The organism is Serratia sp. K1WW1, from assembly GCF_055790865.1.
Map to the genome: position 1 here is coordinate 4,011,293 of NZ_CM147697.1, position 15,074 is coordinate 4,026,366.

The following is a 15,074-nucleotide window of genomic DNA, read 5'->3' on the forward strand; positions in this document are numbered from 1 at the left end:
TAAAATTTTACTAATACGCATATAGAATAAAGTATGGCTATAGATTAATCAACAATTTACTAAGAAAATTCTTATGGCGCTATCGTAAACTTTAAAGTGTCATTCTGAATATAACAAACCGCGCTGAGCGCGGTTAATTGTGGCGGAGGTATAACGCCTAACATAGCTATCAGTACGAATTTAATCAGGATGAAAATGGCGGCTATCCGCCGGAGCCTCTTCACGCGGTTCCAACCCATAATCCCGCACCACCTCGGCCACCCGCAGCCGGTAATATTCCAGCACCTCATGCCTGCCACGCGCCTGGGCCTGACGGTGTTGCTCCAGATTGCGCCACTGCTGTACCGCCGCCTCGTCACGCCAGAACGACAGCGAGAGCAACTTGTCCGGCTCGCTCAGGCTCTGAAAACGTTCTATAGAGATAAAACCGTCAATCTCCGCCAGCAGCGGTTTCAACTGCGCCGCCAGCTCAAGATAGGTATCCCGCTGCCCAACGGCAGCACGTAGTTCAAAAATCACCGCGATCATTATCGTTCTCCCCAGCAGTATAAAATTCGGGCACGCGCGCATTTTGCGAAGCGCGCCAGCGAAAATGGCTTAACAGTTCGGGCTTAAGGTGGTGTTTGGATAAATGGCCGATCCCCACCAAGGCAATCAACCGTGCCCAACGTTCTCCCGGGCAGCGATGAGCACCATAACCGAAGGCAAAACTTTCCTGCGGCGTTGTCAAATGCACCAATACGCTCTGCCCTACCGCCAGCTCTTGACCATCAAGCAAGGTAGCCTGTCGCGCAAACCTGCGGGTAGTATGGATCGGCGGAGTTTGCTGCAACACCGCCAGGATCAACTCTTCTGCTGACTGATGAGGTTGATTTGCCAGCAACAGCGTCTGGCCGATTAATCCGGCGGTGCCTTCACAAGCCTGGAACAACAGCCCAATGGCATTGGCTATCGCCAACGAGCGATCGCCAATGTGTTGGCACAGTTGTTCAAACAGTGGGCCATCGGCCTGCTGCATCCGGATCTGCAACTTCCCGGCAGCCGTCGCCCCCACAGCCATCTGCTCTGCGCTGCCGCCAGGAGCAATGCAGCCCACAAAGTCCAACACCTCATCCACCAAGACAGATCGATCCCGATGGGCCACGCCCAATAAGTCAGCCAGCACGCAGATCGGCAAAGCGTAGTTAAACCGGGTGAGCTGCTCTGCCGTTGTCAAACTGGCCGCTAACCGTTGAGCCACGTAAACCGAAGCCTGACGGATCTCATCGTCGGTGATAGCGGCCAGAGCCACCTCGATCGCTCCCTTTAATTCACGCTGCACGGCACCATCATTCATACGTACCAGAGAGGCGAAAATCGATTGAGCGGGCGTCCCAATTAAAGCTGCGGGTACCTGCTCATCCATGGGGCGAACGCCGAGGTGAGGATGGGTTAAGGCTTCACGCACCGCTTGCCGCGATGCAACAGAAAAGGGGCAGGCCGTCATGGTGATTTCCTTCCGATAAGAATAGAGAGCAACCATTGTCGGGTTAGACGAGCAGCAACACTTCGGTTATTCTCGAAGTATGAATGACAATACGCTTGAAGACCGCCTGGCCGCATTGACGGCCGCTATCGCCGATCGCACCCGAGCGCGCATGCTGTGCCTGCTGATGGATGGACGCGCCTATACCGCAACGGAGCTGAGTGCGGCGGTGGACGTCGCGGCCTCCACCGCCAGCAGCCATCTGGCACGTTTGCAGGAGCAAAACCTGATCGGCTGTGTCAAACAGGGCCGCAATCGCTTTTACCGTCTGGCGGGCAAACCGGTGGCCGATATGCTGGAAAGCCTGATGGCGTTGGCCGGTGTAGAACGCCCGACGGTCAAAAGCAGCACCCCGGCCTCATTGCGTTATGCACGCACCTGCTATGACCACATGGCAGGCGAGATCGCGGTCCAATTACATCACCAGCTGCTGGCGCGGGCCTGGCTAATCGGGGATAACGACTATCAGCTCAGTGAGTCTGGGCAGGCTGCCTTGACACAGTTGGGTATCGACTGCTCCCCGGCCCCTACCCGGCGGCGCTTTGCCTGCGATTGTCTGGACTGGAGCGAACGCAAGGCCCATCTCGGTGGCGCACTGGGCGCTGCCATGTTGGCCGCATTTGAAAAACGCGGATGGGTCCAGCGCCAGCTAGACAGCCGTGAACTGCAACTGACCGCTGCCGGTAGAAAAGCGCTGAGCGCACATTTTGGCCTGGCGCTTTGAATGCCTGGCGCCTAGCTTAACTGCCATACTCAATGGGTTTACCTGTTGACGATCCCGTCCTATCCGAGGAGTTATCATGTCCGATATTAACCCATTCCCGATCGCCAAACGTTGGCCCGCCATGCATCCTGAACGGTTACAACTCTACTCGCTGCCGACCCCTAACGGAGTGAAGGTCTCCATCATGCTCGAGGAGATCGGCCTGCCCTATGAGGCACACCTGATCGACATCGGCAAAAATGAAACCTGGACGCCGGAATTCCTGTCGCTCAACCCTAACGGTAAAATCCCGGCGATCCTCGATCCCGCGGGCCCAGATGGTAAGCCGTTAGCGCTGTTCGAGTCTGGGGCTATCCTGCTGTATCTGGCAGAGAAATGCGGCAAGTTGTTACCCAAAGACCCCGCCCAACGTTATGAAACCATCCAGTGGGTGTTTTTCCAGATGGCGTCCGTTGGGCCAATGTTCGGCCAGCTAGGCTTCTTCCACAAATTCGCCGGGCGTGAATATGAAGACAAACGGCCGTTTGAGCGCTACCAGAAAGAGTCCAAACGGCTGCTGGGTGTGCTGGAAGAGCGGCTGCAAGGGCGTGATTGGATCATGGGTGCGCAATACACCATTGCCGACATTTCCCTACTCGGCTGGGTACGCAACCTGATCGGTTTTTATGAAGCACGCGACGTGGTGGAGTTCGACAGTTTCCCCCTTGTTGGCCAATGGCTGGAACGTGGGCTGGCAAGGCCTGCCGTACAGCGCGGCATCAATATTCCTGCTCGCCAAGCCTGATAACCTATTGGGATAGCCAGGAAAGGCCATCCCTTTTCCCACCTCTCTCGTCATAAAAATGTCACTTTCCTGCTCTACTCTCCGATGTAACAAAATAATGCCAACTATATTTTTGCATTACGACAAGGAGCCCTACCCATGCAGCAGTCCGTTTCTCTGATCGCCGGTGCCGTATTATCCGCGCTGTTATGTTCCACCGCCCTGGCTGACAACAATCAACTCAACAACCGCGCGGCTCGTGGCGATATTACCGAACCCGGCGGGGCACGCCGTTTGGCAGGCGATCAAACCGCCGCGCTGCAAGCGTCGCTGTCGAATAAAACCGCTAAAAACGTGATCCTGCTGATCGGCGACGGCATGGGCGATTCGGAAATCACCGGCGCACGCAACTATGCGCAAGGCGCAGGCGGTTACTTCAAAGGGATCGATGCTCTGCCGCTAACCGGCCAATACACCCACTACTCGCTGGATAAGAAAAGCCATAAGCCGGACTATGTCACCGACTCTGCCGCCTCGGCCACCGCCTGGGCTACCGGCGTCAAGACCTACAACGGCGCGTTGGGCGTAGATGTAAACGGCAAAGATCAACCGACGATTTTGGAACTGGCCAAGGCCGCGGGTAAAGCCACCGGCAACGTCTCCACGGCGGAGCTGCAAGATGCCACACCGGCAGCACTGGTTTCGCACGTAACCTCGCGCAAGTGCTACGGCCCAGAGGAAACCAGTGAGCAATGCGCCAGCAACGCGCTGGAAAACGGCGGGCATGGTTCTATCACCGAGCAGCTGATTAAAACCCGTGCCGACGTCACGCTGGGCGGCGGGGCAAAATCCTTCGCTCAGTTGGCGAAAAGCGGTGAATGGCAGGGGAAAACGTTGAAGGCCCAGGCCGCCGCATTAGGCTACCAGTGGGTGGAAGATGCCGAAAGCCTGAACGCGATTAACCTCGCCAATCAGCAAAAGCCGCTGCTGGGCCTGTTCGCGCCAGGCAATATGCCAGTACGCTGGAAGGGACCGAAAGCCTCCTACCACGGTAATCTCGATCAGCCTGCGGTGACCTGTGAGAATAACCCAGAGCGCGGCGCCAATGTGCCAACGCTGGCGGCGATGACCGAGAAAGCCATCGAGCTGCTAAAGAACAACCCCAACGGTTTCTTCCTGCAGGTGGAAGGTGCGTCCATCGACAAACAGGATCATGATGCCAACCCATGCGGCCAGTTTGGAGAAACGGTCGATCTGGATGAAGCGGTACAAAAAGCGCTGGAGTTCGCCCGCGCCGACGGTAATACCCTGGTGATCGTTACCGCCGACCACGCCCACTCCAGCCAGATTATTGCCGCCAAGGCCAAGGCGCCGGGGCTGACCCAATCATTAACCACCAAAGATGGCGCGGTGATGACCATCAGCTATGGCAACTCGGAAGAAGGCTCCCAGGGCCATACCGGTACCCAGTTGCGCGTTGCCGCTTATGGCCCGCATGCCGCCAACATCGTGGGGCTGACCGATCAGACCGACCTGTTCTTCACCATGCGCGACGCCATGAACATCAAGTAACTAACAGGCTCATTCCCCTCACCCTAACCCTCTCCCAAAAGGAGAGGGGACCGATCGAGTTCGCTGATTTTTCTGCGCAATACTTCTTTCTCATCACGTTTCGGAGCAGCACAGCCTCATCAGAGATACCGGGCTGCTCCCTCTCCCTGTGGGAGAGGGTTGGGGTGAGGGGAAACTAAACCCCTACCCCTGGCGGAGCATTTTTCGCCACGTCAATTATCCAAGTTTACCCTTGCGTAACCGCCCATGCGCGCCTATTATCAAAGAATAAACTTGGATTATTAAGTCCCATTTGACGGTTACCCGAATGTCGTCGCTGCAGGAGAATTAAACCAATGGATCGCGCCAATATCATTCACGATTTGCTGAACTGGATCGAAAACCACCTGGATCAACCGCTGCTGCTGGATAACGTGGCGGCAAAATCTGGCTACTCCAAATGGCATCTGCAACGTATGTTCCGCAGTACCACTGGCCATGCACTCGGCAGCTATATCCGCGAGCGCCGTTTGTCCAAGGCCGCACAGGCACTACGCGCCACGCCGCGTCCCATTCTGGATATCGCCCTGCAGTTCCATTTTGATTCCCAGCCTTCATTTTCCCGGGCCTTTAAAAAGCAGTTTGGTGAAACGCCAGCGGTCTATCGCCGCACGCCGCAGCAAGATGAAGTGGCCCTCTCCTCAGAACACAGCTATCGGCACAGCACACCGAGCCTGCATTCACTCTACAAGCGCCAATGCGTAGACGAAGGTTGCACCAACTGGGTCGGCCAGCGTTAAAAGTAAAAAGGCCAACGGGTGTATAAACCCATTGGCCTTTTCAGATCCCGCTAAACGGGCGCAGCAGCGCCCTAACGTATTGAACTGGCTGACGTCTTATCAGTTATATTCAAGGGTAAAGGTGGCAATCGACTTGATGGTGCCGCCCTTCATTTTCGCTGCGGTCTGGTAGTAACGCGCCTTGAGCGGCAAGGTGATGGTATTGGTCTGGTTGGCAATGGTATGCCCGGCATACACCGCCGTGCCGCTAGTGATTGGCGTTGAGTTATTGCCGGTCAGCAGTTGGACACCGACGCCGCTGGCAGCATTGCTATCCTGTACCGGCTGGAGTACACCGGGTGCATTCGAGGTATCGCGGGTATAGTCAAAACGTACGTTCACCAGCCCCTCCCCTGTACCGCCAGGCAACAGTTCCGTCCCCGTACCACCTACACAGTTGATGTTAATCGAAAAGTCCTGCTCTGCAGCGGTACTGCCCACGCCTTTAAATGCCGCAGTAGCCACCGTACTCAGGTTGATCACCTTGTTTTTGGAACCGGCATCCACCGAACAGGACGAGGTGACAATGGTGATACTGTTCGCCAACACGTGGGAGATCAGGATCGGTCTTGCAGGACCCGTCCCATCCGCATAGTAAGAAGAATACTGCCCGGGAGCCAACGCTCCGGTACCGGTATTCTGGGCAATTTTGATCACCTCAACCACAAAATACCCCTCAGCCAGATACACCCCGCCGTTGCGGTAAATCTCGTGCGGATAATAGGCACCTTCCTGCGAGCCGATCTGGCGATAAAGCCGCAACCCCACCCCCGGCACGTTGGTGGTCCAGATTTTGTCGCTGATCGAACTCGGGCCGCCTTGTAAAATGCGGCCGTACAACGTGCTATTACCGCTGCAAGAAATATTGTCATCCCGGCGGATATCGAATTTGCCAGTGGCCAGGATATCGCCCACCTTGGTATTCGGCGTAATCAATACTCTGCCGACGTTCATAATGATGTCCTGCGGCCTGGTCGTGTTAACCCGACATTGAGCATAAGCCTGTTGCCCGGCCAACATCAGTAACAACAACAGCATGGCTTGTTTAGGGCGCTGGCGCATGGCGGTGAATTTATGGATAACGTTGATCATTTGCAGCTCGCCTCGATAATTTCGTAATCAGTGCTGTTTTGTGTTTTGGCCTGGTAATTCACGGCACACTGTTGTGTTGGCTGAGTACCCCATTTCACCAATAGCAGCCCCTGTAACGCTTCGGTTCGCAGATAGATGCGGCTGCCCTGGCCGACGATGCCGATCACCTGGTTACGGGTATCCAATACTTCGGCACCAAAAGGTAATGCCGTGTTGTTCGGGCCCAGCGCATGGATAATCAGCGCCTGACCTTTGATGGTCTTGAACTCCAGCTTGGCAATCGCACCGGCATAAGGCGCTACCTGCTGGCTGCTGCTTTCCAGCTCAACATCGCGTGACATGCCGTTAGGATCCAGCGTGACGTTAGTCATGCGGTATGGGGCAACATAAGGCACCACCGCATAGCCGTTATCATCGATTCGCACCCCAGGAGAGTTGGTAACGATAGCCCCTGCGGCATCCGGCGCTTCAACCAGCACCATGGTCTGGCCACGCTGAGGCGTCATGGTCACGCCGCCGCTATGGGCCACAATGCTGCCGGAAGCCCCGATGGACGACTGGCGGAAATCGCGGCCATAGCTGTAAGAACCGTTCATGGTGGCGAAACGACTGCGATATTCGCCATTCACACTGGTGTTGGTCCCACCGCTTTGGTCGTTAGCCAAGGTGGCGCTGTAGCTGATGTTGTTATCCTCCCCGGTGGAGCCATTAATCCCGATGCGGCTGCTGTCGTAGCCTTGATCGTTGTAGGCCAAGGCGCTGTTCAGGCTGATGTTTTGCGAGCCAATGTTGAACGGGATCGAGAAGTTCAGGAAGTAACGGGTTTCATCGTGGTTATAAGTATCGGTGGTACGCATGGCGGACAAACCGTAGGTAACTCGGCCGATGAAGTTGTTGTAACCCACCTGATACTGTTTGGAGGTACCGCCACGGTTCCAGTAATCGCGCACCGAACCGGTGATATACAGCGATCCCAGATTGGCACCCAGCCCCTGGTTCAGCGTGAGCTGATATTCACTGCGCTGGCGGTTAACCGCATCGGCACTTAAGCCCCGGCTCTCGTTATCACGGGCATACACCGCATCACGCAGTGACAGATAGCCGGAAGTCGAGTAGCGGTAGGCCGCAATGGTGAAGTTGGTGTTGGTTTCCGACATCAGCTTGCTGTAGCTGATTTTGTAGCTCTGGCCGGACATATCGCCCTGTTTCAGGCGGGTGTTGGCCTGGGTCACGTCGACGGCAAAAGCCCCCAACGGTGTTGCCACCGCACTCCCCAGCAGCACCGCGCTGTAACCGTCACTCACGGTCGCCCCGGTATAACCGGTCAGAATATTGGTAAACCCGCGCTGATAAGTCGCCTGGAACATCTCGGGCAAGGTATGTAAATTATCATCGCGAACTTGGCCCGCAGTTAACGCATAGCGCTGGATCCCCGGGCGTAACATCTGCGCCACCGAAGCATAGGGAACGCTGAACTGGCGCACGGAACCATCGGCCTCATTGACCGTCACGTCCAGATCGCCGCCGTAGCCGGTAGGGAACAGATCGTTTATCACGAACTCGCCCGGCGCTACCGTGGTTTGGTAGATCAGCTGGTTGTTCTGGCGAATCTCTACCAGAGCGTTGCTTTGCGCCACGCCGCGCACTACCGGCGCATAGCCGTTAAGGGAGTCCGGCAGCATGCGATCGTCGGTGCTCAGTTGCGCACCGCGAAAACCGATCGAATCAAAGAAGTCCCCGCTGGTAAACGCATCCCCCAAGGTCAGCATACCGCGCACAGCCGGAATGGCACGCTGCGCATAGGTGGCCGTGTTCTGCCAATGGGTGCTTTCCTGACTACGCCAGTTCACGTTAGAGTCATGGCGCAGCTGCCAACCGGCAATGTTCACCCCGGCGTTCATCGTCAGATAAGCGTTGGTCGAGTCCGAGTTGCCACCGGAATTGGAGCTGTGCGAATTAAAGGCGTTGAAGTTATAGGACAGAAAACCAGCGGTGATGCCGCGATCCCAGAATTTCGGGTCGACATAACCACGTGCGGTACGGCGCAGCGCGACCTGCGGAACGCTGACATCCATTCGCAAGGTGCTGGTATTGAGGCGGTAAGACGCTTCCGGCACCCATTCCCCCAGCGGCTTGCAGCTGCTGGTCGTCACCGCCGGATCGCTACCCATTGCCGCAGTATCGACGCCAAACTCTTCCAGAGACAGCAGGCTAAAGCAGGTATCGGCACTGTCTTTACCCGGCACGCTCTTGAATTCGATGTTCTTTTTGCCCTTCCATTCCCCATTGACGTAAACATCCAGAGAATATTTCCCCGCCAATACCGGGTTGCCGTCACGAAAGCGCGAAAGGTCCACACCCTGCGCCTGACCAACCAGGAAATTGCTGTTGAAAGTGGCTTCGATCGGTGCAGCGGCCTGGTTGGCATCGCTTTGAGCCGCTGCCAGGGAAAATGCCGGGGTGGTCAGGCAAAGGGCACTACCGGCCAACAGCAGGATGGATCTGTAGTTGAAAAGTGCCGACTTCACGGCGGCAGAGATAGGTAACTCGTTCATATCCATGCATTCCTTTACCAAATTAAGCGTCCCCGCTGGCTGACTTCACCTCGCGGCACGGGGCTTTCCAGGAGTTACTTTTGCTGATTTTTGCTGCGTTGAACCCGGCCACCAAAGTCATTGATGGTGGTGTACTCAATATCAGCGATGCGTGAACTGTCACCGGAAAAGGCCAGTGTTTTTTCCTGGCCAGGTGCCAGCATGTCGCCATGCGGTGCCAACGCGACTTTCTTGCGATTGGCAACGGCATTGATTTCGGTGAAGGAAACATAAAACGGCGTGGGATTTTTCACTTTCACACCGGCCGCCACGAAGCTCCACTGCAGTTTTTCTGGCGCGTCATTGGCTACGCCGCTCAGACCTTCCGGGCGATAGAACAACTTCACACGGGTTCTGAAGGCCACCTGCAGGAAGTTTTCTGGCGTGGTGTCGGCGGCCGTTCCGGTTGGTGCAGGGGGAATTTCCAGCACGTTCAACCAGAACAGAGATTCTTTGTCTTGCGTCAACGCCGTAGTGGTCAGCGAAACGCGCAGCGCCTGGCCGCCGTTGGGCTCAATACGGCTGATCGGAGGCGAAATAATAAAGGGAGCCTTGCTGTTTTCTGGCGTCGTTTCCGCGTTGCCCTCATCGATCCAGGCCTGGACCAGCGCTGGGGCGGTCCCATTATTGGATAGTTGCACGGTCACTTCCCGCTGTTTGGCCGGATAAATAACGCGTGTGCCGTTCACAATAACGCTGGCAAAAGCGCTGCTGCTGAAAAGCACGGCCATCAGCATTACGCTGTATTTCTTAAACGATGTTTTCATTTCAATATCACTACTATAGAAATACAGCGGGGGAAAAGTTTCCACCCGCCAGAATAAATACCCGATGATTTTCACTCCCTGCAATTAGAGGCTATCAGGGCGAAACAATTCGCCCCGAAAGGTCACAGGGAGGAAACAACATTTAACTAGAAAAGGGACGGGTAATAACTTATTGGTAGATGATGGTGTATTGTACGTTTGAAGTTACATCACCAGCGCCCGCCGCTGCGGTTGCGAAATATTCCGCATAGTAGTTCAGGTCTGCTGAATCACCTTCATTGGCAACGGTAACCCACTGGGAGTTAGCCTGTGCACCGTTGTTGGTGGCAGCCAGAATTGGCAGGAACTGGTTGTTGCTACCCAACAGCTGGATTTGCACGTTGGTCGCAGCATTGGTTTTGGTTTGGTTATTCAAACGACCCGTTTTGAAATCAACGGTTGAACCTGGTTCGAAATAGGTTGCTACCTGGCCTTTAGAACATTTGGTCAGGTTAATCGCGAATGGAGTACGGCCCGCAGTAGCGCTAACCGCATTCAGGGTAGAAGAAGATACCGTCGGCAGAGTAACGGTAAAATCTTTACCACCCGGGGTGCTGATAGTACAGGTCTGATCGGTCACTTTACCGTTAAAAGTAATAGTACCATCGGCAGCCTGTGCTGAAAGAGAAGGAATGGCGGTGGCGCATACAGTCAGTGCTAATACAGCAGACAGCTTAGAGATTTTCATATTTTCGACTCTCGGTGAATTAATACATCCGTTAAGTACATTCAACGATGCTACTCCCTGTCAGGAATGAAGCCCGATGAATCCATTGCCCGGCGAAATATAGTCCAAGAACATTCTCATTGATAAATCGTTTAAAACATTCATAACGCCCTTCATGATAGGAAAAAACTATCAACAAATACCTATCGATCGATGTTGACGATTTACCCAGATCGTAATAATCTTCATTCGTCAAGTTGAGCGGTCAAAAAATTTGATAAAACGCCGATAAACCAGAACATAACTCTGTTATTGCGTGTACGGCCATCTTGAGCGCAACCGTGTTCCCTCTGAAATTTCAATCTTTTAGAGGAATTTACCACCAGATAAGATGATTCTTTCTTTAATAAGATTATTACCAATAAACAGCCATTATTTTATTTGTTTATTGTTTAAAATCATACAGATAAATTTCAGTCAAAGGATTGAGGAATGCGCAGCGTTTTTAACGATAAAAATAACGGCATTAATTATGTTTTTCAGCCCATGTTCGCCAAATCGGGACAACTGCTGGCCGTTGAATGTTTATCGCGCTTCTCTTTTGATAGCGAATTTGCGCATTTCTCGCCAGAACAATTCTTCCAGCAGGCCGATCGGGAAACCCGCGTCGAGATCCTGCATCAACAAATTGAATTGATAGAAAAATACCGCGACTGGTTTCAACAACACCAGATCATTGCCACCATCAATGTCGATGACCATTCGCTACAGGCGCTGGCAAACGGTGCGTTGGCCGATAAAATTCGCGCGATGAATTGCCTGCATTTCGAAATCAACGAAAACGCCAGCAGGCTGGTTAAAAACCGCGTCCACAACGATCCCTCTCTGAATAATTATTCATTTTGGCTCGATGATTTTGGTTCTGGCTATGCCGGGTTTTCTGCCTTGTATAACAGCCGTTTCCGCTTCGTTAAACTCGATCGACAGTTGCTGTGGGACTTTATGAAAAAGCCCGGTGGTGATGGGCTGATGCGCGCCTTGTTGCGTTTTTTTCATCTGAATCATTACCGGGTGATTATTGAAGGGGTTGAAACGCGCGAACAAAAAAAATGGCTGGACGAAATGCCCTATTATGCACTGCAGGGGAAGCTGTGGCAGGAATCCAGCATCAAAGATTTGAATCAGCTGCTTGCTGCTGAATACTTTTAACTCATTATGGGTATCCCCAATATGTCTAAAAACAATGTCCTGGTGATTAGTGAGTGTAAGTACAGCTATGTCGGGCTTTCAATGCTGTTGAAAAAGCATTATGGCAAGTACGATATCAAGCTGTTTTCGGACTTTATGCACGGTGGCGCAAAGGCGGAGAAAATTATCAAGCATGATATTGCGCTGATTTTCACTTCGCAAAATCTGGAACAAAGCGTCAACGTGATCGAAAGCCTGGTGTCTATACATCAGCAACACATGAGCTCAACGCGTATTCTGGTGTTTTATGATGATGAGCGGGTGGCCAAGCTGTTGGCGATCCTGGGGATCTCAGTGGAACTGGTATCGGCACGCATGCCGCTTTATCTGATGCAGGAAAAAGTGGAAAACCTGTTGGCGAGTGAAGAGTCGGGGCAATTAAGGGTGCAGAAAACCCGTGAACTCAGCCCGGCAGAAAGCGATGTGATTTTCAACCTGCTGCGCGGCGATAGCCTGCTGCACATTGCGGCCAAGCGCGGCACCCATCCAAAAACCATTTTTTCACAGAAATACAGCGCATTAAAGAAGTTACGCCTGCGAAATATGAGCACCATTTTCGTCGCTGGCAATTGAGCAATAGGGGCGGACTCAGCAATTGAGCGCGCCCCTTGCCGTGCCAGAGACAGGATAATTAGCGCTCCCCGGCGCCTTACTGGCTCATGGCATCTTTCTTCATACCCTCTTTAGCCATAGAGTCCTTTTTCATGCCGTCTTTGGCCATGTGATCCTTCTTCATACCATCTTTGGCCATAGAGTCCTTCTTCACGCAGTCTTTACCCATGCACTCTTTTTTCATGCCCTGTTTAGCCATTCCATCGTGAGACATCTGGCTCATGCCGTCCTTTTTCATCGCGTCCTTGCCCATGCTATCGGCCGCATTGGCTCCGGTGATACCCAGCATCAGCGCGCTACACATCATCATGGCAAATAACTTTTTCATGGTATTTCCTTTTGTTGGTTAATCGGCACGCGTCGTGCCATGAAACTGCACCAGCGGCAATCAACTACCGCCAAACCAGTTGTATCCTTGGTCTTCCCAGTAACCACCGGGAAAGTGGTTGGTGACTTCGATCGCTTGAATATGTTTGGGGTTCTTGTAACCCAGCTTGGTGGGCATCCGCAGTTTCATCGGATAGCCGTATTTACGCGGCAAAATCTGCCCGTCGTAGGTCAGCGCCATCAGCGTTTGCGGATGTAACGCCGTGGCCATATCGATGCTGGTGTAATAGTCATCGGCACATTTAAAGCCGATATAGCGGGCGTTAAGATCTGCGCCAATCGCCTTCAGGAAGGTGGCAAACGGCACCCCACCCCATTTGCCGATGGCACTCCAGCCTTCTACACAGATGTGCCTGGTGATCTGGCTGATTTGCGTCATCTGATGCAACTGTGCCAACGTCCAGGGTTGCTTGTGCAGTACCAGCCCCGCGACTTCCAGCCGATAATCATCACCGTTGATATCCGGAGCCTGATCCTCGCTATAGAAGGCGTTAAACGGGAATGGCCGAGTGATCATCGATTCTGCATACTCTGGTGCCAGATGGTTGGCATTGAACAGCCAGCCCTGAACCCGATCGTTGAAACTTGAGATGCGGCTCAAGGCCTGATCTACCTGAGCGTTATCACTGAGATCGCAGCCGGTCAGCATTGCCACGCCCCCCAGAGTCAAGCCATTGCGCAGAAAACGGCGGCGCGACGACGATGCCAACTGGCGCGCTAACAGGCGTTGCGCCTCTTTAACGATATCCTGACCTTCTCTCAGGCTGATGGGTTCATTTTCCGTTATCATCGGTGTCTCCTTAGCGTCCACGCAACATGGCCAGCAACGTACGTGGCACCAGGGCCACCATCACCAGATGGATCACCACGAAGCCAACCAGCGCCGTCATGGCAAAAAAGTGAACATAGCGAGCCGCGTCGTAGCCCCCAAGCAAGGTACGTAGCAGAGGAAACTGCACAGACTTCCATAACACCAGCCCAGAAAGCACCATCAGGATGCTGACCACGATAGCCACCAGATAGGCCACACGCTGTACCATGTTGTAGTGGCGCAGATCGGCGTGTGACAACTTACCGCGCAGTGCGGCTGCCAGATCGGCCACAAACTGCCTGGGGCTGAGCGGCCAGAATTGGCGTTTAAAGCGGCCACTGAACAGGTTGAGCAGCAGATAGCACAGGCCGTTGATGCCAAACAGCCACATGCCGGCAAAATGCCATTGCAGCGCGCCCCCCAACCAACCGCCTAGCGTCAGCTCGTTGATAAAACTGAAGTTAAACAACGGGGAAGCGTTATAAATGCGCCAACCGCTGGTGACCATAATCAGCATGGCAAGCGCGTTCAGCCAATGTGTCAGCCTTAGCCACAGCGGGTGGATAAGGGTCTGTTTCGCCGTGATCATCGCTTCTCTCCTGCCCCGTATCGGTTCAATGTCTGCAGTATTCAACGGATTTGTTCCCCAAGACCTCACGCAAAGTTAAATAAAATGTGATCACTTCCAAGGTGGGGGTTGTGTAGACTTCAGGTAGGCCAGTTAACCGCGGTAGAGAAAATGGAAAAGGCAAAACGAATTTTGATCGTCGAAGACGACGGACATATCGCCGAACTGTTGCAACTGCATCTGAGCGATGAAGGCTATGACATCAGCCATGCGGCCGATGGCAATCAGGGCATGGCAATGCTGGAACAAGGGGGTTGGGACGCGCTGATCCTCGATCTGATGCTGCCGGGTATCGATGGCCTGGAAATCTGCCGCCGCGCCCGCAATATGACACGCTATACCCCCATCATTATCACCAGCGCCCGCTCTAGTGAAGTCCACCGGGTACTGGGGTTGGAACTGGGTGCAGACGACTATTTGGCCAAACCCTTTTCCATGCTGGAGCTGGTCGCCCGCGTAAAAGCTCTGTTCCGCCGCCAAGAGGCGATGACCCGTAATCTCCGGATGGAGGCGGGAACGTTAAGCGTCAACGGGCTGGTGATCGATCCCATCGCCCGCGAAGTGTTTCTGAACCAGCAAACGGTGGAACTGACACCGCGCGAGTTCGACCTGCTGTATTTTTTCGCCCGCCACCCTGGCAAAGTGTTTTCCCGCCTCAGCCTGCTTAACCAGGTCTGGGGCTATCAACATGAAGGGTATGAACACACGGTGAACACCCATATTAACCGGCTACGGATCAAGATTGAGCGCAACCCGGCAGAACCCGAGCACATCCTCACCGTGTGGGGCATGGGCTATAAATTCGCGGCGGCGCCGCAAGGGTAAAA

At 53.9% G+C, this 15,074-nt stretch carries 16 protein-coding genes; 7 read left to right on the forward strand and 9 right to left on the reverse strand.

All coding sequences use genetic code 11. The features are described 5' to 3' along the window. Nucleotides 1-180: 180 nt before the first annotated feature. Together ACX9GU_RS18105 and ACX9GU_RS18110 are read right to left on the reverse strand one after the other, a co-directional pair. The gene (locus ACX9GU_RS18105) at nt 181-528 is read right to left on the reverse strand and encodes an antibiotic biosynthesis monooxygenase family protein (protein ID WP_473192435.1); all 348 of its coding nucleotides are present in this window, start codon (nt 526-528) and stop codon (nt 181-183) included. Next, a complete protein-coding gene (locus ACX9GU_RS18110) occupies nt 509-1,486 on the reverse strand; it encodes a cytochrome P450 (RefSeq protein ID WP_473192436.1) in 978 nt (325 codons plus the stop codon). Before ACX9GU_RS18110 ends, ACX9GU_RS18105 begins: the two co-directional genes overlap by 20 nt. Before the next feature lie 79 nt (nt 1,487-1,565). Between ACX9GU_RS18110 and ACX9GU_RS18115 the strand changes: the two genes are divergently transcribed. From ACX9GU_RS18115 to ACX9GU_RS18130, 4 genes are all read left to right on the forward strand, one after another. Then, nucleotides 1,566-2,249, forward strand: a complete 684-nt coding sequence (locus ACX9GU_RS18115) for an ArsR/SmtB family transcription factor (protein ID WP_209524085.1) — start codon at nt 1,566-1,568, stop codon at nt 2,247-2,249. A gap of 76 nt (nt 2,250-2,325) precedes the next feature. Next, nucleotides 2,326-3,033, forward strand: a complete 708-nt coding sequence (locus ACX9GU_RS18120; RefSeq protein ID WP_473192437.1) for a glutathione S-transferase N-terminal domain-containing protein — start codon at nt 2,326-2,328, stop codon at nt 3,031-3,033. Nucleotides 3,034-3,171: 138 nt separating this feature from the next. After that, entirely contained in the window at nt 3,172-4,584 is a 1,413-nt protein-coding gene (phoA, locus tag ACX9GU_RS18125) for an alkaline phosphatase (RefSeq protein WP_473192438.1), read from the forward strand. Nucleotides 4,585-4,919: 335 nt separating this feature from the next. Further along, on the forward strand, nt 4,920-5,363 hold the full coding sequence (locus ACX9GU_RS18130; RefSeq protein WP_021180553.1) for a helix-turn-helix domain-containing protein: 444 nt from the start codon (nt 4,920-4,922) through the stop codon (nt 5,361-5,363). A 99-nt stretch (nt 5,364-5,462) separates the two neighbouring features. Here the strand turns inward: ACX9GU_RS18130 and ACX9GU_RS18135 are convergent, their stop codons facing one another. The 4 genes from ACX9GU_RS18135 to ACX9GU_RS18150 all read right to left on the reverse strand — a co-directional run bounded on the left by ACX9GU_RS18135 (nt 5,463) and on the right by ACX9GU_RS18150 (nt 10,582). Further along, nucleotides 5,463-6,494: a fimbrial protein gene (locus ACX9GU_RS18135; RefSeq protein WP_473192439.1), complete on the reverse strand. Its 1,032-nt coding sequence runs from the start codon at nt 6,492-6,494 to the stop codon at nt 5,463-5,465. Further along, entirely contained in the window at nt 6,491-9,049 is a 2,559-nt protein-coding gene (locus tag ACX9GU_RS18140; RefSeq protein WP_473192440.1) for a fimbria/pilus outer membrane usher protein, read from the reverse strand. The genes ACX9GU_RS18135 and ACX9GU_RS18140 overlap by 4 nt, the downstream gene beginning before the upstream one ends. 74 nt (nt 9,050-9,123) lie before the next feature. Further along, nucleotides 9,124-9,855: a fimbrial biogenesis chaperone gene (locus ACX9GU_RS18145; RefSeq protein WP_473192441.1), complete on the reverse strand. Its 732-nt coding sequence runs from the start codon at nt 9,853-9,855 to the stop codon at nt 9,124-9,126. Between the two features lie 169 nt (nt 9,856-10,024). Beyond that, nucleotides 10,025-10,582, reverse strand: coding sequence for a fimbrial protein (locus ACX9GU_RS18150; protein WP_037412058.1), 558 nt, complete (start codon nt 10,580-10,582; stop codon nt 10,025-10,027). A 471-nt stretch (nt 10,583-11,053) separates the two neighbouring features. On the opposite strand from ACX9GU_RS18150, the gene ACX9GU_RS18155 reads away from it, so the two are divergent. Both ACX9GU_RS18155 and ACX9GU_RS18160 read left to right on the forward strand, forming a co-directional pair. Then, nucleotides 11,054-11,770: an EAL domain-containing protein gene (locus ACX9GU_RS18155; RefSeq protein WP_473192442.1), complete on the forward strand. Its 717-nt coding sequence runs from the start codon at nt 11,054-11,056 to the stop codon at nt 11,768-11,770. A 21-nt stretch (nt 11,771-11,791) separates the two neighbouring features. Beyond that, on the forward strand, nt 11,792-12,382 hold the full coding sequence (locus tag ACX9GU_RS18160) for a helix-turn-helix transcriptional regulator (RefSeq protein ID WP_473192443.1): 591 nt from the start codon (nt 11,792-11,794) through the stop codon (nt 12,380-12,382). A 76-nt stretch (nt 12,383-12,458) separates the two neighbouring features. Here the strand turns inward: ACX9GU_RS18160 and ACX9GU_RS18165 are convergent, their stop codons facing one another. From ACX9GU_RS18165 to ACX9GU_RS18175, 3 genes are read right to left on the reverse strand one after another with little or no spacing between them, the layout of a single operon-like run. Beyond that, on the reverse strand, nt 12,459-12,749 hold the full coding sequence (locus ACX9GU_RS18165; RefSeq protein WP_473192444.1) for a pentapeptide MXKDX repeat protein: 291 nt from the start codon (nt 12,747-12,749) through the stop codon (nt 12,459-12,461). A 60-nt stretch (nt 12,750-12,809) separates the two neighbouring features. Continuing rightward, the gene (locus ACX9GU_RS18170) at nt 12,810-13,598 is read right to left on the reverse strand and encodes a molybdopterin-dependent oxidoreductase (RefSeq protein ID WP_473192445.1); all 789 of its coding nucleotides are present in this window, start codon (nt 13,596-13,598) and stop codon (nt 12,810-12,812) included. 10 nt (nt 13,599-13,608) lie between these two features. Beyond that, the gene (locus tag ACX9GU_RS18175) at nt 13,609-14,208 is read right to left on the reverse strand and encodes a cytochrome b/b6 domain-containing protein (protein ID WP_473192446.1); all 600 of its coding nucleotides are present in this window, start codon (nt 14,206-14,208) and stop codon (nt 13,609-13,611) included. Nucleotides 14,209-14,358: 150 nt separating this feature from the next. On the opposite strand from ACX9GU_RS18175, the gene ACX9GU_RS18180 reads away from it, so the two are divergent. Beyond that, nucleotides 14,359-15,072 (forward strand): response regulator transcription factor, encoded by a 714-nt coding sequence (locus tag ACX9GU_RS18180; RefSeq protein ID WP_473192447.1) that lies wholly within the window; start codon nt 14,359-14,361, stop codon nt 15,070-15,072. Nucleotides 15,073-15,074: the final 2 nt, after the last annotated feature.